At 72.5% G+C, this 17,150-nt stretch carries 1 protein-coding gene (only partly in view); it reads right to left on the reverse strand.

The features are described from left to right. A protein-coding gene (locus ACWZEH_RS00950; RefSeq protein WP_456195039.1) for an SDR family NAD(P)-dependent oxidoreductase crosses the window boundary here: on the reverse strand, positions 1–17,150 show its 3' portion. The gene runs 14,893 nt beyond the window's last position; the window shows 17,150 of its 32,043 coding nt (coding positions 14,894–32,043); its start codon lies off the right edge, out of view; it ends in the stop codon at positions 1–3.

Here is a 17,150-nt window from a genome sequence, read left to right on the forward strand (position 1 = left end):
CTACGAGAGACCGAGTTCGTTGTCGAGCATGTCGAAGACCTCCTCGTCCGTGGCCGAGTCGAAGTCGAACCTGTCGTCCTCCTCACCGGACACCGCGGCCGACTCCGCGCGCAGCGACAGCCACTTGCTGCGCAGCACCTCCAGCCGGCCCGCGACCTGTTCGAACAGTTCGGCGCCCACTTCGATACCGGAGATGCTCCTCTCCAGCCTGTCCAGCTCCGTCAGGACCGCCTGCGGCCCGTCGGCCGGGGCCGGGGCGAGACGCGCGTACAGGTGGACGACGAGTTCTCCGGGTGTCGGGTAGTCGAAGAGGAGGGTGGCCGGCAGGCGCACGCCGGTGAGCGCGCCGAGCCGGTTGCGCAGTTCGACGGAGGTCAGCGAGTCGAAGCCGAGGTCCTGGAAGGGCCGGTTCGGTTCGACTTCGCCCAGGTCCGTGTGACCGAGCACCGCGGCGATCTGACCGCGCACCAGTTCCAGCAGTGCCTCCCGGCCCTCCGCGGGGGTGAGTTCGGACAGCCGCCGGGTGAGGTCCGCGGCGGCCGTCGTGTCCGGGGCCGAGGCCGCACGCCGGGACGCCACCCGGACCAGTGACCGGAACAGCGGCGGCACCTCTCCGAGTGCCCTCAGCGCCCCCAGGTCCAGCCGTACGGGCAGCACCGCCGCTCCCAGGTCCGCCGCGCGGAGCGTGTCGAAGAGAGCCAGGCCCTCCTCCGGGGGCATCGGCGGCATGCCCGCCCTGGTCATGCGCGCGATGTCGGCCTCGCCCAACTCGCCGGTCATGCCGCTGCCCCTTGTCCAGGGGCCCCAGCCCAGGGACACGGCCGGCAGTCCGCGGGTACGGCGGTGCCGGGCGAGGGCGTCCAGGAAGGCGTTGCCCGCCGCGTAGTTGGCCTGTCCCGCGCTGCCGAGTGTGCCGGCCACCGATGAGAACAGTACGAAGGCGTCGAGGGGGAGCTCCGCGGTGGCCTCGTGAAGGTGCCAGGCCGCGTCCGCCTTGGGCCGCAGGACGGTGGCGAGCCGCTCGGGCGTGAGGGAGCCGACCACTCCGTCGTCCAGGACGCCCGCCGCGTGGATCACGGTGCGCAGCGGCCGGTCGGCGGGTACCCCGGCCAGCAGCCGGTCGAGTGCGGCGCGGTCCGTCACGTCACAGGCGGCGACGGTGACCCGGGCGCCCGCTGCCTCGAGTTCGGCGGCGAGTTCGCCGGCGCCGTCGGCGGCCGGGCCGCGTCGGCTCACCAGCAGCAGGCTGCGCGCGCCGTGTTCGGTCACCAGGTGGCGGGCGACTGCGGCGCCGAGGCCGCCGGTGCCGCCCGTGACGAGGACGGTGCCGTCGCTGTCCCAGCCGGCCGTTTCCTGCTGCTCGGGTGCCCGAACCCGAACCAGCCGGGGCACGAGCACCCGTCCCTCACGGACCGCGAGTTGTGGCTCGGAGGTGGCCGCGAGCGCTGCGGGCGGAAGGGCCGTGCCCGGCCGGTCCACGCGGTCGGTGCCGGTGGCCCCGGTGCCGATGTCCAGGTTCGAGTCCAGGTCCAGCAGCGTGAACCGGCCCGGGTGTTCCGCCTGGGCCGCGCGCATCAGGCCCCATACCGCGGCCGCGGCCGGATCGGCTCCGTCGGTCGCACCCCGGGTGACGACGACCAGCCGGGAGGCGGCGAACCGGTCGTCGTCGAGCCAGGTCCGGACCGTTTCGAGGACCTGGGCCGTCGCGGTGTGCGCGGCCCGCGCCGGGTCGGCCGGGGCGGGGGCGCCCACCGGCCGGTCGGAGGTGTGCGTTCCGGCGTCCCGTGCGGGGCCGCCGGCCGCGCCGGTGCCGGTGTGGACGGGCAGGAGGACGACCGGCGGTACCGGGCCGTCCACCGCGGCGGCCAGCTCCTCCAGGCCGGTGTACCGGTCGGCAGCGGCGGTGACGTCCTGGACGGCCGGGTCCGGGGTGGCGTCGTCCGGGCCTCCACCGATGACGGCGACCTGTGCGGGGCCGGTCTCCGCCTCCGGCGCCTCGGACGCCGCGCCTGCGGCCTGCTCCGGCGCCGGGACCCAGTCCAGGGCGAAGAGGGAGTCCCGGTCCGGACCCGCCGCGGTGCCGAGCTGTGCGGCGGAGATCGGGCGGGTCATCAGGGAGCCGACGGTGGCCACGGGTGCGCCGGTGGTGTCGGCGACGGCGATCGTGAGGCTGCCGTCGCCGGCCCGCGAGAGCCGGATGCGTACGGCCGACGCCCCCACCGCGTGCAGGGACACGCCGTTCCAGGAGAAGGGGACCCCGCCGCCCTGCGGGGAGTCACCGTCCCGCGGCGGGTCCCCGCCGTCGCCCCCGGCCGCGGCGCCGGCCAGCGCGGTGGCGTGCAGTGCGGCGTCGAAGAGTGCCGGGTGCAGACCGAAGACGCCGCCGTCGGTGCCGTCGGGCAGGGCGACCTCGGCGAACACCTCACCGTCCCGGCGCCAGGCGGCCCGCAGTCCCTGGAACACCGGCCCGTAGGTGAAGCCGGCGTCCTCGAAGCGTTCGTACAGGCCGTCCGTGTCGAGCGGTTCGGCTTTCTCCGGCGGCCAGACGGTCGCGTCGAAGTCCGTGGCGGCCGAGGCCGCCGGTCCGGTCGCGAGGGTGCCCTCGGCATGCGTCGTCCAGGAGGCCCCGGGGGCGTCGGCGGGCCGGGAGTGGATGCCGACCGAGCGGCGGCCCGACTCGTCGGGGGCGCCGACGCCGACCTGGAGCCGGATCGTGCCCCGGGCGGGCAGGACCAGCGGCGCGGCGAGGGTGAGCTCCTCCACCAGCTCGCAGCCCAGGGAGTTCGCGGCATGCAGCGCCAGTTCCAGCAGGGCGGTGCCGGGGACGAGGACGGAGCCCATGACGACGTGGTCGGCGAGCCAGCCGTGCGTGCCGACCGACAGCCGGCCGGTGAACAGGTGACCGTCGGATCCGGCGAGTTCCACGGCTCCGCCGAGCAGCGGGTGATCGGCCGGGGCCAGACCGGCGGCTTCCGCGCCCGCGCCCATGCGCATCTCCGTGGGCCAGAAACGGCGCCGTTGGAAGGCGTACGTGGGCAGGGCGACCCGGCGGGCACCCAGCCCGGCGAAGAACGCGGCCCAGTCGACGGACACGCCGTGCCCGTGGAGCCTGGTGAGGGCGTCGACCAGGGCGGCCTCCCCGGGGCTGGTGCGCCGCTGGGCGGCGACGGTCACGGCGTTCTCGGGCAGCGTCTCGCGTGCCATGGCCGTGGCGACGCCGTCCGGGCCGAGTTCCAGGAACCGGGTGACGCCTTGTTCGTGGAGGGTGCGCACACCCTCGGAGAAGCGGACGGCCTCGCGGACGTGCCGCACCCAGTAGTCGGCGGAGCACAGCTGGTCCGCGGTGGCGAGGGTGCCGGTCAGGTTGGAGACCACGGGCAGCACCGGCGGCTGGGGCGACAGCCCCTCCAGGACGGCCCGGAACTCCTCCAGCATCGGTTCCATCAACGGCGAGTGGAAGGCGTGCGACACCCGTAGGGCCGTTGTACTGCGGCCCTGGTCCCGGAGGACCGCGGACACCTTCTCCACCTCCGCTGCGACACCCGACACGACCACGGACGCCGGGCCGTTGACCGCCGCGACCCCGACACCGTCGGTGAGGTGCGGCAGCACCTCGGCCTCGGTGGCCCGCACCGCCGCCATGGCACCGCCTGCGGGAAGCGCCTGCATCAGGCGTCCCCGGGCGGCGACCAGTGCGCAGGCTTCCTCCAGGGTGAAGACCCCGGCGACGTGAGCCGCGGTGATCTCACCGATCGAGTGCCCGGCCACATAGTCCGGGACGACGCCCCACGACTCGGCCAGGCGGTGCAGCGCCGTTCCGAGGGCGAAAAGGGCCGCCTGGGTGTAAGCGGTGTTGTTCAGGATGTCCTCGTCGTCGCCCCAGACGACCTCCCGGACCGGTCGGTCCAGGTGCTCGTCCAGCCCGGCGCAGGCCGCGTCGAAGGCCTCGGCGAACACGGTAAACCGCTCGTACAGATCCCGTCCCATACCGAGACGCTGCGACCCCTGCCCGGGGAAGAGAACGGCCAGCAGCCCTTCGCCGGCCGAAGTCGTCGGCTCCTGCCCGTGGGCGACCGCGCGCAGGGCGGCCAGCAGCCCCTCCCGTTCCGAGCCGACGACCGCGACACGGTGGTCGAACGCCGCACGGGTGGTCGCCAGCGAATACGCCACGTCGAGCGGACGGAACGCGTCGTCCCCGGCGGACCGGACACCCTCGAGGTGCGCCAGCAGACGTGCGGCCTGGGCACGCAGGGCGTCCCGGTCCCGGGCGGACAGCAGCCACGGTACGACGGGGGCCGGCCGGCCGGCCGGCGTCTCGTCCGGCGTCTCGTCCGGCCTCTTCCGGGCGGGGCGGGCGGCTTGGTCGGCGGCCGGTGCCTGCTCGACGATGACGTGCGCGTTGGTTCCGCTGATGCCGAAGGAGGAGACACCGGCGCGTCGTGGGCGTCCCGTGCCGGTCCACTCCCGCTGCTCGGTCAGCAGGGCGACCGATCCCGTGGTCCAGTCGACCTGGTCGCTGGGCGCGTCCACGTTGAGTGTGGCGGGCAGAACGCCGTGCCGCATCGCCATCACCATCTTGATGACGCCGGCGACACCGGCGGCCGCCTGTGTGTGACCGATGTTGGACTTCACCGAGCCGAGCCACAGCGGGCGTTCGTCGGGCCGGTCCTGCCCGTAGGTCGTGAGCAGCGCCTGGGCCTCGATCGGGTCGCCCAGGGTGGTGCCCGTGCCGTGCGCCTCCACCACGTCGATCTGGTCGGCGGCGAGCCGCGCGTTGGCGAGGGCCTGGCGGATGACGCGGCGCTGGCTCGGGCCGTTGGGGGCGGTGAGCCCGTTGCTCGCGCCGTCCTGGTTGACGGCGGAGCCCCGGACCACGGCCAGCACCTCGTGCCCGTTGCGCAGCGCGTCGGACAGCCGCTCGATCACGAGGAAGCCGGCGCCCTCGGAGAACCCGGTGCCGTCGGCCGCCGCGGCGAACGACTTGCACCGGCCGTCGGGCGCCAGGCCGCCCTGGCGCCCGAACTCGACGAACACACCGGGCGTGGAGAGCACGGTGACGCCTCCGGTGACGGCCAGCGAACAGTCGCCCTGCCGCAGCGCCTGCACCGCGAGGTGCAGCGCGACCAGGGAGGACGAGCAGGCGGTGTCGACGGAGACCGCCGGGCCCTCCAGGCCGAGCTTGTAGGCGATGCGGCCGGTGACGACGCTGCCGTTGCCGTCGCTGCCGGGGTAGTCGTGATACATCACGCCGGCGAACACGCCGGTACGACTGCCCCTGAGCGAGCCCGGGTCGATGCCCGCCCGCTCCAGCGCCTCCCAGGACAACTCCAGCGCCAGCCGCTGCTGCGGGTCCATGGCCAGTGCCTCGCGGGGCGAGATGCCGAAGAACCCGGGGTCGAAGTCGGCCGCCCCGTCGAGGAAGCCTCCCTCCCGCGCGTAGTAGCCGTCGGGGTGCTTGGCCTCGGGGTCGCGCAGCATCGACAGGTCCCATCCCCGGTCGTCGGGGAACGGGGCGATGGCGTCCCCTGCCGACGTCACCAGTCGCCACAGTTCCTCGGGCGAGGCCACTCCGCCCGGGTAGCGGCAGGCCATCCCGACGATGGCGATCGGCTCGTGCTGGGCGGCGGTGAGCCGTCGGTTGTCCCGGCGCAGTCGGGCGGTCTCCGCACGGGCGGCACGCAGGACGTCGGGGGTCGCGGGGGCCTCGGGGACGCCTGCGGTGTCGGATTCCCGCTCGGTCTCGTCGTGGTTGGAGGCGAGTACGCCCAGGTCGTCCTGGAGGGCGTCGGCGGTGCCGTCCTGTTCGTCGTCCGGATCGGCGTCCTGGTCCTCCCAGCCTGCGGCGGCCTCTTCCCGCGCCGGCGCACCGTCGTCCTCGGCGAGTTCGAGGAGGACGTCCATCAGGCCGGCGTCCCGCAGACGCCTGGTCGGGATCGACCGCAGTGCGCGGCGGATGCCGTCCTCACCGGTGGAGCCGTCCGCGTCATCGCCCGAAGCCGGGTGGGCGGCGGCCAGTTCGGCCTCCACGAACTCGGTGACGGCGAGGGCGTTGGGGTGGTCGAAGACCAGGGTGGCGGGGAGCCGGAGTCCGGTGAGGTTGTTGAGCTGGTTGCGCAGCTCGGTCGCGGCCAGCGAGTCGAAGCCCAGTTCCTGGAATGCCCGGTCGGGTCCGATCGCCTCGGCCGAACCGTGCCCCAGTACCGCCGCCACCTGCGTCCGCACCAGCCGCAGCACCGTACGGTGCCGCTCGGCCGCCGGGAGGGCGGCCAGCCGCCGGGCGGGGGCCTCCTCCCGCGCGGGTCCGGCGGTGACGGCGGCCATACGGCGCACGGTCGGGGCGAGGGCACGCAGCAGGGCGGGGACGTCGTCGGTACGGGTACGCAGGGCGGCGGTGTCGATCCGCAGGGGAACGACCGTGGCCTCCGTACGCTCCAGGCCCGCCGCGAACAGGTCCAGCCCGGCCTCGTGGGAGAGCACCGGCAGACCCTGCGACGCCATCCGCCGGCGGTCCACCTCACTCAGGTACTGGCCAAGACCCGCACCCACATCCCAGAACCCGAACGCCATCGACGTCGCCGGCAGGCCCTCCGCCCGCCGCCGCGCCGCCAACGCGTCCAGGAACACGTTCGCCGCCGCGTAATTGCCCTGACCCGCCGTCAGCACCAGACCGCCGGCCGACGAGAACAACACGAACGCCGCAAGGTCGAGATCACGGGTGGCCTCGTGCAGCCACCACGCCGCATCCGCCTTCGGAGCCAGCACACCGTCCACCCGCTCCGGCGACAACGCACCCACCAGGCCGTTGTCACCCACACCGGCAGCGTGCACCACCGCCAGCAGACCACGGTCGGCTGTGAGTGACGCGACGAGGGTGTCGACCGCCTCTCGGTCCGACACATCGCACGCGACGATGTCGACGCGGGCACCCATTTCCTGCAATGCGGCGGCGAGTTCGGTCGCGCCGGGTGCGTCCGGGCCGCGCCGGGACGTCAGGACCAGGTCCCGCACCCCACGCTCGGCCACCAGATAGCGGGCGACGACCGCACCCAGACCACCCGTGCCACCGGTGACCAGGACAGCGCCCGTGCCGTCCAGGGCGGGCACCATCCTTTCGGCGGCCTCTGCGCTGTCATGGTCGGGGGACGGCAGCCGGGTCAGGCGCGGCACCAGCACCGCACCCTCACGCACCGCCACCTCCGGCTCACCGGCGACAACGGCCGCCACGGCAACGTCCACATCGGCATCCGCACCACCGCCGACATCGGCCAGGGCGAAACGACCCGGGTTCTCCGACAGCGCCGCACGCACCAGACCCCACACCGGAGCCTGCACCACATCACCAGCCGAACCGACCGGAACCGCACCCCGCGTCACCACCACCAGACGCGAACCGGCGAACCGCTCACCCGCCAGCCACTCCTGCACCACACCCAACACCCGGCCCACCACCGACCGCACACCCACCGGCACATCAACACCGGCAAGCACACCAGCATCGGCACCACAGTCCAGGACAACCGTCTCCGGCACCGCACCCTCGCCGGACACCTCCTCCCACGGCACCCACACCGCAGCAGGCACACCGGCGACCCCCGGCACCCACTCGATTCCGTACAGCGCACCCGCATCACCGGACACCGCACCCAACTGACCCGCCGACACCGGCCGCCCCACCATGGACCCGACCGACATCACAGGAGCACCCGTCACATCGGCGACCTCGAGCCGCATTCCGCCGTCGCCGGACCTGTCGATGCGGACGCGGACGGCGGAGGCGCCGACCGCGTGCAGACGCACACCGTTCCAGGCGAACGGAATCACCGTCTCGCCCTCACCGTCGTTCAGGATCGCCGCGTGCATCGACGCGTCCAGCAACGCCGGATGCAGACCGAACCCACCGGCCTCCCCCGCCGACTCCTGCTCCAACGCCACCTCGGCGAACAGCTCCTTACCCCGACGCCACACCGCACGCAGCCCCCGGAACACCGGACCATAGCCATAACCACGCTCACGGAAGACCTCGTACGCACCCTCCACCGGCACCACCTCGGCACCCACCGGAGGCCACTGCACCAGATCGAACTCCGCCGGCACCACACCCTCCACCAGGAAACCGGAGGCATGAGTGGACCAGTCCTGTGCGGTGTCCTCGGAGCGTGAGTAGACGGCGACCGTGCGGCGACCGCCGTTCTCCGGGCCGACCACCACACGCATCTGGACGCCGCCCCGCTCGGGCAGCACCAGCGGTGCGGCCAGCGTCAGTTCCTCCAGCGTCGCGCAGCCCGCGGCCTCACCGGCCGACAGGGCGAGTTCGACCAGTACGGCGCCGGGCAGCAACGTGCGGCCCAGGACCACATGGTCGGCGAGCCACGGCTGCGACTCCACCGACAACCGGCCCGTCAGCACCACACCACCCGAGTCCGGCAACGCCACCACCGCACCCAGCAACGGGTGATCGGAGGCGTCCACACCGGCGCCGACGGGGACGGCGGCGACACCGTCCGTGGCGTGCAGCCAGTAGCGCTGCCGCTGGAAGGCGTAGGTCGGCAGGTCCACGGTCCGTGCGCCGGCTCCGGCGAAGTACGCCGGCCAGTCGACGGAAACTCCGTCGCTGTGCAGGTGGCCGAGCGCGGTGAGAAGGGCGCTGGCCTCGTCCCGGCCCTTGCGTGCGAGCGGTACCAGCAGGACACCGGTGTCGTCGCCGTCGTCGAGGCAGGTACGTGCCATGCCGGTCAGAACGGCCTCTGGGCCGATTTCGACGCAGCGGCCGACTCCGGCGGTGCGCAGGGCCTGGATGCCGTCGGCGAAGCGCACGGCCTCACGGACATGCGTCACCCAGTAGGCAGGCTCGGTGAGGTCGCCGGGTGCGGCGACACGACCGGTCACGTTGGAGACCACGGGCAGGACAGGGTCGGCGTAGGAAAGACTCTCGACGACGGTGCGGAACTCCTCCAGCATCGGCTCCATCAACGGCGAGTGGAACGCGTGCGAGACCCGCAGCCGGGACGTACGACGACCCAGCCCGCGGAACACCTCCGCCACCGCCTCCACCGCGGCCTCCACACCCGACACCACCACCGACGACGCACCGTTGACAGCCGCGATGGACACCTCACCCGTCAGATACGGCAGCACCTCCGCCTCCGCCGCCCCGACCGCCACCATCGCACCACCGGCCGGCAACGCCTGCATCAACCGCCCACGAGCAGCCACCAACGCACACGCGTCCGCAAGAGAGAACACACCCGCCACATGCGCCGCCGCCACCTCACCGATCGAATGCCCGGCCACGAACTCCGGCCGCACACCCCAGGCGTCCAGGAGGCGATACAACGCCACCTCCAGTGCGAACAGCCCCGCCTGGGCATACTCGGTCCGGTTCAGCACCTCCCCGTCCTCACCCCACACCACCTCACGCAACGGCCGCTCCAAATGCCCGTCCAGCCCCGCACACACCGCGTCGAACGCCTCCGCGAACACCGGGAAACACGCGTGCAGTTCACGCCCCATACCAAGGCGCTGCGAACCCTGCCCCGAGAACAGGAAGGCGGTGGAACCGCCGTCCCTGGCGGTGCCGTGGAGGACGGCCGGGGACGATTCGCCGCGGGCGAGCGTACGCAGCCCGTCGAGAAGGTCGTCGCGGTCGGCGCCGAGTACGACGGCTCGGGACTCCAGCACCGTGCGGGAGGTGGCCAGTGCGTAAGCCGTGTCCAGCGGGTCCTGCTCCGGACGGTCCGTGAGGTGGTCGAGGAGTCGTCCTGCCTGGGCGCGCAGCGCCTCGGGGGTCGCGGCGGACACCGTCCAGGTCAGCGGGGGCGTCGAACGTTCGCCGTCGCCGTCCACCGGTCGCGGCCCGGTGGCGGAGGTGGAGGCGGGTGCCTGCTCCAGAACGACGTGCGCGTTGGTGCCGCTGAGCCCGAACGCGGAGACACTCGCACGGCGCGGACGTCCGGCGTCCGGCCACGGCCGTTCCTCGACGACCAGTTCCGCGTTGCCCTCGGTCCAGTCGACGTGCGGCGAGGGCCGGTCGACGTGCAGGGTGCGCGGCACGGAGCCGTGCTCCATGGCCATCACCATCTTGATGACGCCGGCGACACCTGCGGCGGCCTGGGCGTGCCCGATGTTCGACTTGATGGAGCCGAGCAGCAGCGGCCGGTCGGCGGGACGGTCCTGACCGTAGGTGGCGAGCAGGGCCTGCGCCTCGATCGGGTCGCCCAGGGTGGTGCCCGTACCGTGCGCCTCGACGACATCGACCTCGGAGGCGGCGACTCCGGCGGCCTCGAGCGCCTGCCGGATGACGCGCTGCTGCGACGGCCCGTTGGGGGCGGTGAAGCCGTTGGACGCGCCGTCCTGGTTGACGGCGGTGCCCCGGACGACCGCGAGGACGCGGTGCCCGTTGCGTACGGCGTCGGAGAGACGCTCGACGAGGAGAACACCGACGCCTTCGGACCAGCCGACGCCGTCGGCCGCACCCGCGAACGCCTTGCATCGGCCGTCCACGGACAGACCGCGCTGCCGGCTGAACTCGACGAACATGCCCGGTGTCGACATCACCGTGGCACCGCCGGCCACCGCGAGCGAGCACTCACCCGAGCGCAGCGCCTGGACCGCGAGGTGCAGGGCCACCAGGGAGGACGAGCAGGCGGTGTCGACGGTGACGGCCGGGCCTTCCCAGCCGTACGTGTACGACAGCCGGCCGGACACCACGCTGCCGCCTGCCGTGCCGGAGGGTGACACGTTGAGGGCGTAGTCGTGGTACATCACACCGGCGAACACGCCGGTGCGGCTGCCCTTGAGCGAGGCCGGGTCGATGCCCGCCCGTTCCATGGCCTCCCAGGAGGTCTCCAGGAGCAGTCGCTGCTGCGGGTCCATGTACAGGGCCTCACGCGGCGAGATGCCGAAGAACCCGGGGTCGAACTGGGCGGCGTCGTAGAGGAAGCTGCCCCGGCGGGTGTAGCTCTTGCCTTCCGCGCCGGGCTCCGGGTCGTACAGGCCCTCCAGGTCCCAGCCGCGGTCGTCGGGCATGTCTGAGACGGTGTCGACGCCATCGGCGACCAGTCGCCACAGGCCCTCGGGCGAGGCCACCCCGCCCGGGTAGCGGCAGGCCATGCCGACGATCGCGATCGGCTCGTCGTCAACCCGCGTCGTGCCGACGGCAGGTCGAGCGGATGCGGTGGACCGGAGGCCCGTGCCCGCGAGCTTCTCCTCGATGTGTTCGGTGACGGCGAGGGCGTTGGGGTGGTCGAAGACCAGGGTGGCGGGGAGCCGGAGTCCGGTGAGGTTGTTGAGCTGGTTGCGCAGCTCGGTCGCGGCCAGCGAGTCGAAGCCCAGTTCCTGGAATGCCCGGTCGGGTCCGATCGCCTCGGCCGAACCGTGCCCCAGTACCGCCGCCACCTGCGTCCGCACCAGCCGCAGCACCGTACGGTGCCGCTCGGCCGCCGGGAGGGCGGCCAGCCGCCGGGCGGGGGCCTCCTCCCGCGCGGGTCCGGCGGTGACGGCGGCCGTACGGCGCACGGTCGGGGCGAGGGCACGGAGCAGGGCGGGGACGTCGTCGGTACGGGTACGCAGGGCGGCGGTGTCGATCCGCAGGGGAACGACCGTGGCCTCCGTACGCTCCAGGCCCGCCGCGAACAGGTCCAGCCCGGCCTCGTGGGAGAGCACCGGCAGACCCTGCGACGCCATCCGCCGGCGGTCCACCTCACTCAGGTACTGGCCAAGACCCGCACCCACATCCCAGAACCCGAACGCCATCGACGTCGCCGGCAGGCCCTCCGCCCGCCGCCGCGCCGCCAACGCGTCCAGGAACACGTTCGCCGCCGCGTAATTGCCCTGACCCGCCGTCAGCACCAGACCGCCGGCCGACGAGAACAACACGAACGCCGCAAGGTCGAGATCACGGGTGGCCTCGTGCAGCCACCACGCCGCATCCGCCTTCGGAGCCAGCACACCGTCCACCCGCTCCGGCGACAACGCACCCACCAGGCCGTTGTCACCCACACCGGCAGCGTGCACCACCGCCAGCAGACCACGGTCCGATGCCAGGAAGTCGACCAGATGGGCGACCGTGTCCCGGTCGGACACGTCGCAGGCCAGGATCTCCACCCGCGCGCCGAGCGCGGTGAGTTCGGCGGCGAGTTCGGTCGCGCCGGGTGCGTCCGGGCCGCGCCGGGACGTCAGGACCAGGTCCCGCACCCCACGCTCGGCCACCAGATAGCGGGCGACGACCGCACCCAGACCACCCGTGCCACCGGTGACCAGGACAGCGCCCGTGCCGTCCAACGCCGGGACCGTACCGTCCGCGCCCGGCTCGTCCTCGGGCTCGGGGGACGGCAGCCGGGTCAGGCGCGGCACCAGCACCGCACCCTCACGCACCGCCACCTCCGGCTCACCGGCGACAACGGCCGCCACGGCAACGTCCACGTCGGCATCCGCACCACCGCCGACATCGGCCAGGGCGAAACGACCCGGGTTCTCCGACAGCGCCGCACGCACCAGACCCCACACCGGAGCCTGCACCACATCACCAGCCGAACCGACCGGAACCGCACCCCGCGTCACCACCACCAGACGCGAACCGGCGAACCGCTCACCCGCCAGCCACTCCTGCACCACACCCAACACCCGGCCCACCACCGACCGCACACCCACCGGCACATCAACACCGGCAAGCACACCAGCATCGGCACCACAGTCCAGGACAACCGTCTCCGGCACCGCACCCTCGCCGGACACCTCCTCCCACGGCACCCACACCGCAGCAGGCACACCGGCGACCCCCGGCACCCACTCGATGCCGTACAGCGCACCCGCATCACCGGACACCGCACCCAACTGACCCGCCGACACCGGCCGCCCCACCATGGACCCGACCGATATCACAGGAGCACCCGTCACGTCAGCCACGGACAGGGAGACGGCACGGCCGTCCAGCTTGTCGATGCGGACGCGGACGGCGGAGGCGCCGACCGCGTGCAGACGCACACCGTTCCAGGCGAACGGAATCACCGTCTCGCCCTCACCGTCGTTCAGGATCGCCGCGTGCATCGACGCGTCCAGCAACGCCGGATGCAGACCGAACCCACCGGCCTCCCCCGCCGACTCCTGCTCCAACGCCACCTCGGCGAACAGCTCCTCACCCCGACGCCACACCGCACGCAGCCCCCGGAACACCGGACCATAGCCATAACCACGCTCACGGAAGACCTCGTACGCACCCTCCACCGGCACCACCTCGGCACCCACCGGAGGCCACTGCACCAGATCGAACTCCGCCGGCACCACACCCTCCACCAGGAAACCGGAGGCATGAGTCGTCCACGGGGCGTCCTCGGCGCCTTCCTGGCGTGAGTAGATGGTGAGTGTGCGGTGGTTCGCGTCCTGGGGGCCCACCACGACGCGGACCTGGACGCCGCCCTGCTCGGGCAGCACCAGCGGTGCGGCCAGCGTCAGTTCCTCCAGCGTCGCGCAGCCCGCGGCCTCACCGGCCGACAGAGCCAGCTCCACCAGGCCCGTGCCGGGCAGCAACGTGCGGCCCAGGACCACATGGTCGGCGAGCCACGGCTGCGACTCCACCGACAACCGGCCCGTCAGCACCACACCACCCGAGCCCGGCAACGCCACCACCGCACCCAGCAACGGGTGATCAGAGGCATCGACACCGGCAGCGCGGGCGTCGGCCGCAGTGGTAGCAGTGCTGACCTCCGGCCAGTAGCGCTGCCGTTGGAAGGCGTAGGTCGGCAGGTCCACGGTCCGTGCACGCGCACCGGTGCCGGTGAAGTAGGCGGTCCAGTCCACGCGGGCCCCGGCGACGTGCAGCCGTGCCAGCGCGGTCAGCGCCGCCGTCTCCTCTTCGCGGTCCTTGCGCAGCAGGGCGACGAGCAGGGCGTCGTCGCCGGCGCTCTCGCGCGCCATGCCGCTGAGCACACCGTCCGGACCCAGCTCCACGAACCGCGTGACACCCTGCCCGGCCAGGGCCTGGATGCCGTCGGCGAAGCGCACGGCCTCACGGACATGCGTCACCCAGTAGGCGGGCTCGGTGAGGTCGCCGGGTGCGGCGACACGACCGGTCACGTTGGAGACCACGGGCAGGACAGGGTCGGCGTAGGAAAGACTCTCGGCGACCGTGCGGAACTCCTCCAGCATCGGCTCCATCAACGGTGAGTGGAACGCGTGCGAGACCCGCAGCCGGGACGTACGACGACCCAGCCCGCGGAACACCTCCGCCACCGCCTCCACCGCGGCCTCCACACCCGACACCACCACCGACGACGCACCGTTGACAGCCGCGATGGACACCTCACCCGTCAGATACGGCAGCACCTCCGCCTCCGCCGCCCCGACCGCCACCATCGCACCACCGGCCGGCAACGCCTGCATCAACCGCCCACGAGCAGCCACCAACGCACACGCGTCCGCAAGAGAGAACACACCCGCCACATGCGCCGCCGCCACCTCACCGATCGAATGCCCGGCCACGAACTCCGGCCGCACACCCCACGACTCCACCAACCGGAACAACGCCACCTCAACCGCGAACAGCCCCGCCTGGGCATACTCGGTCCGGTTCAGCACCTCCCCGTCCTCACCCCACACCACCTCACGCAACGGCCGCTCCAAATGCCCGTCCAGCCCCGCACACACCGCGTCGAACGCCTCCGCGAACACCGGGAAACGCCCATACAACCCACGCCCCATACCAAGGCGCTGCGAACCCTGCCCCGAGAACAGGAAGGCGGTACGGCCTGCGCCGGCCACACCCTCCACGACACCCGCGTCCGGAAGACCGGCCGCGAGCGCCTCCAGAGCGGCCGACTTGTCGTCCGCCAGCACCACCGCACGGTGGTCGAAGACGGAACGCTGAGTCGCCAGCGAGAACCCGAGGTCCACCCCACGAGCCTCCGCGCCGTCACCCGCCACGAACTCCCGCAGCCGCTCGGCCTGCGCACGCAGCGCGGCCTCACTCCTACCCGAGAGAACCCACGGCACCACGGCAGGCGCGGTCTTCGGTTCCTGTGCCGCTTCGGGCTTCAACTCGACTTCGGTTTCGGGTTGTTCGAGGACGACGTGCGCGTTGGTGCCGCTGATGCCGAACGAGGACACACCCGCCCGACGCGGACCCGTCCCGTCCGACCACGCAACCGGTTCGGTCAGCAGCTCCACCGCGCCCGCCGACCAGTCCACATGCGACGACGGCGCATCCACATGCAGCGTCCGCGGCAGCACACCGTGCCGCATCGCCATCACCATCTTGATCACGCCGGCCACACCCGCCGCGGCCTGCGTATGACCCAGATTCGACTTCACCGAACCCAGCCACAACGGCCGGTCCTGTGGCCGGTCCTGACCGTAGGCGGCGAGCAGGGCCTGCGCCTCGATCGGGTCACCCAGCGTGGTGCCCGTACCGTGTGCCTCCACCACATCCACATCACCGGCCGACAACCCACCACTGGCCAGCGCCTGCCGGATCACCCGCTGCTGCGACGGACCGTTCGGCGCCGTCAGACCATTCGACGCACCATCCTGATTGACCGCACTGCCACGCACCACCGCCAGCACCTGATGGCCACGACGCCGCGCATCCGACAACCGCTCCAGGACGAGAACGCCCACACCCTCGGACCAGCCGGCTCCGTCAGCCGTGTCGGAGAACGCCTTGCAGCGGCCGTCGGCGGAGAGTGCTCCCTGGCGGGAGAACTCGACGAACGCGGTGGGGGTGGCCATGACCGTCACACCACCGGCCACCGCCAGCGAGCACTCACCCGAACGCAGCGCCTGCGCCGCCCAGTGCAGCGCGACCAGCGACGACGAACACGCCGTGTCCACCGTCACCGCCGGACCCTCGAACCCGAACGTGTACGACACACGACCCGAAGCGATGCTGCCCGCGCTGCCGTTGCCGCGGTAGCCCTCGTACTGCTCGTCGGCGAGGATGCTCCCGTAATCGCTGTACATGACGCCGGCGAAGACGCCGGTCTGGCTGCCCCGCAACGACACCGGATCCATCCCGGCCCGCTCGATCGCCTCCCACGTCGCCTCCAGCAGCAACCGCTGCTGCGCGTCCGTCGCCACCGCCTCACGCGGACTCATCCCGAAGAAATCCGCGTCGAACGCCCCCGCGTCGTGCAGGAAACCGCCCGAGCGCGTGTAGGACGTACCGGGCACGTCCCGGTCCGCGCTGTAGAGGGACTCGACGTCCCATCCACGATCAGCAGGGAAGTCCGACACGGCGTCGACGCCGTCGGACACCAGCCGCCACAGATCCTCCGGCGAGGACACACCACCCGGGTAACGGCACGCCATCCCCACGATCACCACCGGATCGTCCGCCACCGACGGCAACGAGCCGAGTGGCACAGCCACCTCGCGCACGGTGCCGAGCACAGTGTCGAGCAGGTGATCGGCGAGGAGTTCCGCGGTCGGGTAGTCGAAGACCACCGTGGCGGGCAGGCGCAGTCCGGTCGCCTTGCCCAGTCGGTTCCGCAGTTCCACGGCCGTCAGGGAGTCGAAGCCCAGGTCCTGGAACGCACGGTTGGGGTTGACCGTCTGTGCACCCGAGTGGCCGAGGACGAGGGCGATGTGTCCGCGCACCAGGTCCAGCATCATCTCGCGGCGTTCGGTGTCGCCAAGTACGGTCAGCCGTTCGGCCAGGCCGGTGGTCTCGGCGGAGCCCGTGGCCGCTGCACGGCGGGTGGACGTCCGGATCAGCCCGCTGAGCAGCGGCGGAACCTCTCCCTGCGCGCGAAGTGCCGGGAAGTCGAGACGCACGGGGAGAACGACTGCCACGTCAGCGGCGATCGCGGCGTCGAACAGGGCGATGCCCTGCTCCACCGTCACCGGGGGAAGGCCGGAACGGGTGATGCGGCGGCGGTCGGTCTCCGACAGCGACTGCGTCATGCCCGCGTCCTGCGACCACGGACCCCACACCAGCGACACCGCCGGCAACCCCAGTGCACGACGATGACGCGCCAGACCGTCCAGGAACGCGTTACCGGCCGCGTAGGCCGACTGGCCCGCACTGCCGAACGTCCCCGCCACCGACGAGAACACCACGAAGGCGGTGAGGTCGAGGTCCTTGGTCGCCTCGTGCAGATGCCAGGCCGCGTCCACCTTCGGACGCAGCACACCCGCCAGACGCTCACCCGTCAGCGACT

Source organism: Streptomyces yamdrokensis, assembly GCF_053890455.1.